The following is a 3,386-nucleotide window of genomic DNA, read 5'->3' as shown; positions in this document are numbered from 1 at the left end:
TGGCCTGCCGGAACCAGATCATATCGGTCATCTTCCGGGTCGGCCCCTGCATGATGACCATGATGCTCATGTGCAGAATGGGTCTCCAAATCCGCTTCGGACACGAGATGCATCCCGCATTTCGGACAATCGCCGGGCTGATCCTGTCGCACCTCTGGGTGCATGGGACAAACGTATACCATAGAAGCCGCTGCGGTTTCAGAACTGTTTGGGGTGCTCATTTCGCGGTCCTTTCTGGGAATGCTTCTCTTGTTTGAGGCTTCCGTCCACGGGAAGGTCAAGAGAGATCAGTGTCGGGGTCATAATGCGGCCTTGTGGGTTGGCGTCGTCCGGCTCCGATCGCGGCGGGCAAACACGATTAAGCCCAGCCCCACCAGCACCATTGGCATGGACAGCAACTGGCCCATGGTGAAACCCCACTCACCAAAGTGGAGCGCATGGCCAATGGGATTGTCTTCCGTGACGAACTGTTGGTCTGGTTGCCGAAATAACTCGACGAAGCTTCGGGCAAGACCATATCCGGTCAGGAATACTCCGGCCAATGCACCGGGCATTTTCAACCAGCTGCGGCCCCACGCGAGATAGACCAGCAGCGTTCCAAGAATGAGTCCTTCCAATATCGCCTCATAAAGCTGGGATGGGTGCCGAGCGCAGAAACCTGTTATCCCTGAGCAGGCCTGTGCAACCTCTCCGGGAAAAATCACGGCCCAGGGAACGTCCGTTGGCCGACCCCACAATTCGTTGTTCGTGAAGTTGGCCAACCGTCCCAGAAAAAGGCCGGGCGGCGTTGCCAATGCCAGCAAGTCGGCAGTGCTGAGCACTGGCGCATTCTGTCGAAGGCAGAACGATAAGGCCGCGATGACGACGCCCGCGAAACCCCCGTGGAAAGACATGCCGCCTTGCCAAACCATCAGAATTTCCAATGGATTGGCAAGATAATATGTGGGCTGATAAAACAGAACAAAGCCTAGGCGGCCGCCAGCAATCACACCAATGATGATCCACGTCAGGAAATTTTCGAGCTGGGTCCGGTCAAGCGGTGGTCCATCTGGCTTCCAGAGCGCAGGACGGCTCATAGCACTCAGACAAATGCGCCAGCCTATAAGGATACCGAAAATGTAGGCTAACGCGTACCAGCGGAGTGCGAATGTGATCCCCCCGATCTCGATTGAGAACAGATCGGTTCCAATATCCGGAAATGGCAATCCCGCTGACAGCACTGGGTGAATTCCTCACTAAAGGTTTATTTTGGGATTACTGACATGGATCGAGCACCGCTTTTTGCGCTCGATCTGCAAGAGGGTATTTCGAGAATAACACCCAACCCGACATCACGCGGCATCCAGCGCGTTCCTCAGGAGATCGCGAACTTCGCCGGCGACAGCGTGCAAGTCTACGTTTTGTACTGCCTGCATCGAAGCGACAGGATCAACTGCGCTGACTTCGGTACCGCCGTCCACCTCGCGCAGGATGACGTTGCAGGGAAGCATTGCGCCGATGCGCGGTTCGATCTCAATCGCCTTGTGCGCCATGCCCGGATTGCAGGCGCCCAGGATGCGGTACGGGGAAATATCCGCGTCGAGCTTCTTTTTCATCGTCGCTTTGACATCAATCTCAGTCAAAACGCCGAAACCTGCGTCTGCCAGCGCTTCTCGAACACGCATCTCAGCGTCATCAATGTTGGTGTCTTTCAGGATACGATCATAGGTATAGGCCATGGATCTTCCTTTCCTCGTCTCAATCTGTTGCTGTACCGAGGCCAAACGGTTCAGGCCACGGTTCGGTTCAATGTATAAGCCGCGTCTGGTTCTGGCGTTTCGACGTCGGGCGCCGGAGCAAGACCCCGGCACCCGATGGATCAATTGCCCTGCATCATGGAACCGTCGCCCATACCCTGACCGTTGCCAGGCCGAGCGGGCGCATCTGTCATGTTTGAGCGCATATTCTGCATTCGTTCCATCCTATTCGCCTGAGCGGCCATTTCTTCCGGCGTCACCGCGCCATCGCCGTCGGCATCGAGATGTTGGAAGCGATCCACCATCATCTCGCGGATCATCGCGCTGTGGAGGGCTTCGAATTCAGCAATCGAAAGGCTTCCATCCCCGTCGCTGTCATATTCTGTATGCTTGGTCTGAAGCTGCGTGCGCATCTCGTCGGGCGTGGTTGTGCCGTCTCCATCGGCGTCGAACATTTGCATCATGCCGCCACCCATGCCTGCGCCCATCATGCCGCCACCCATAATGTTTCCGTGCATGCGCGCCATCATGTCCATCATGCCGCCCATGTTCCCCATCATGCCCGGACCCCCGTTCTGCATCATACTCGGTCCGCCCTTGTCACCCGGTTGACCCCCATGCCCGTGATGGGATTCCGCCGAAGCGGCAGTTCCAAGTGCGGTTGCGGCCAGGGCCATTGCTGCAAGCAGTGTGTTGCGTTTCACTTCGATCACCTCGTTTCAGTGTTGCGATACGCATCATATGGGGAGTGTTTGGTGGTGCGAAACGCGGGAGAACGCGTGTTTTGTATCACCAGGTCGCACAGAGGATGCCTGTTACAATTTGCGACAAATCTATCCGGTCTGAGCGCTCCTATTCATTTGTGGAACGCGATATACGCAGATTTGGGCGGCGTTTGACGCCGAATTTATTGGACCAAAAACAGGATGTCGGGAAAAACGGCGTGAAAAGCGTTGGGGTAAGGCAGTGATCATTTTTCATCGGATCGTCCCGATTTTGACTGTTTTGATTTTGTTCGGATGCGGGACCGCAAACGACATAAGACCGGATGCTTCTGCTGAGGTAGTCAGCAGTGCATCCTACTCTCATGACGGGCCGACCGCCTTGACACTATACACAATGATCAACAACAGGTCGGGAGCAGGAGCGCATACCAGCGTTATGATCAACGGATCACAGCGCGTCATCTTCGATCCCGCAGGTACAGTTCGGCTTCGTTCCGTCCCCGAGCGCGGCGATGTGCTATACGGGGTCACTCCGGAAGTGGCTGACTTCTATGCTCGGGCGCATGCACGAGAGACCTATCATGTCGTCATCCAGGAGGTCGAAGTGTCTGCTGAAGTTGCAGAACTGGCATTGCAACTCGCAGTGGCGAATGGCCCAGCGGCTTCTGGCTTTTGTAGTGTGAGCACGTCTGCGCTACTCAGACAATTGCCTGGGTTCGAGTCGATTGGCCGGACTTTCTTTCCCCGACGTCTGATGGATGACTTCGGAAAATTGCCGGGTGTGCAAACGACGAAGCTTTTCGAAAACGACGAAGATGACAAGTCTTTGGCTATCGCGCAATTTGAACGGGCGCTTGGTACTCGACCGTAAATGAACAAAACCAACGCTTTTGGGCGTAAGGCGTTGGTTAGACTGTCGTGTTCG

Annotated in this window: 5 protein-coding genes; 1 reads left to right on the top strand and 4 read right to left on the bottom strand. The window is 55.6% G+C overall.

Annotation, left to right across the window (positions count from 1 at the left end; all coding sequences use genetic code 11):
• From MRY75_RS15705 to MRY75_RS15690, 4 genes are all read right to left on the bottom strand, one after another.
• Positions 1-182: heavy metal-binding domain-containing protein (locus MRY75_RS15705; protein ID WP_292308951.1), on the bottom strand; the 182-nt coding region annotated here is incomplete at its 3' end.
• Between the two features lie 117 nt (positions 183-299).
• Complete coding sequence (lgt, locus tag MRY75_RS15700) at positions 300-1,220, bottom strand: prolipoprotein diacylglyceryl transferase (protein ID WP_292308950.1); 921 nt, start codon at positions 1,218-1,220, stop codon at positions 300-302.
• A 111-nt stretch (positions 1,221-1,331) separates the two neighbouring features.
• Complete coding sequence (locus MRY75_RS15695; RefSeq protein WP_095588033.1) at positions 1,332-1,718, bottom strand: DUF302 domain-containing protein; 387 nt, start codon at positions 1,716-1,718, stop codon at positions 1,332-1,334.
• Between the two features lie 140 nt (positions 1,719-1,858).
• Positions 1,859-2,284: a calcium-binding protein gene (locus tag MRY75_RS15690; RefSeq protein WP_292308949.1), complete on the bottom strand. Its 426-nt coding sequence runs from the start codon at positions 2,282-2,284 to the stop codon at positions 1,859-1,861.
• Positions 2,285-2,855: 571 nt separating this feature from the next.
• Here MRY75_RS15690 and MRY75_RS15685 point away from each other — a divergent pair.
• Positions 2,856-3,332: a hypothetical protein gene (locus MRY75_RS15685; RefSeq protein WP_292308948.1), complete on the top strand. Its 477-nt coding sequence runs from the start codon at positions 2,856-2,858 to the stop codon at positions 3,330-3,332.
• Positions 3,333-3,386: the final 54 nt, after the last annotated feature.

The organism is Marivita sp. (assembly GCF_022763305.1).
Lineage (GTDB): Bacteria > Pseudomonadota > Alphaproteobacteria > Rhodobacterales > Rhodobacteraceae > Marivita.
The sequence above is the reverse complement of the archived record's forward strand: the minus strand, read 5'-3'. Positions and strand labels throughout refer to the sequence as shown.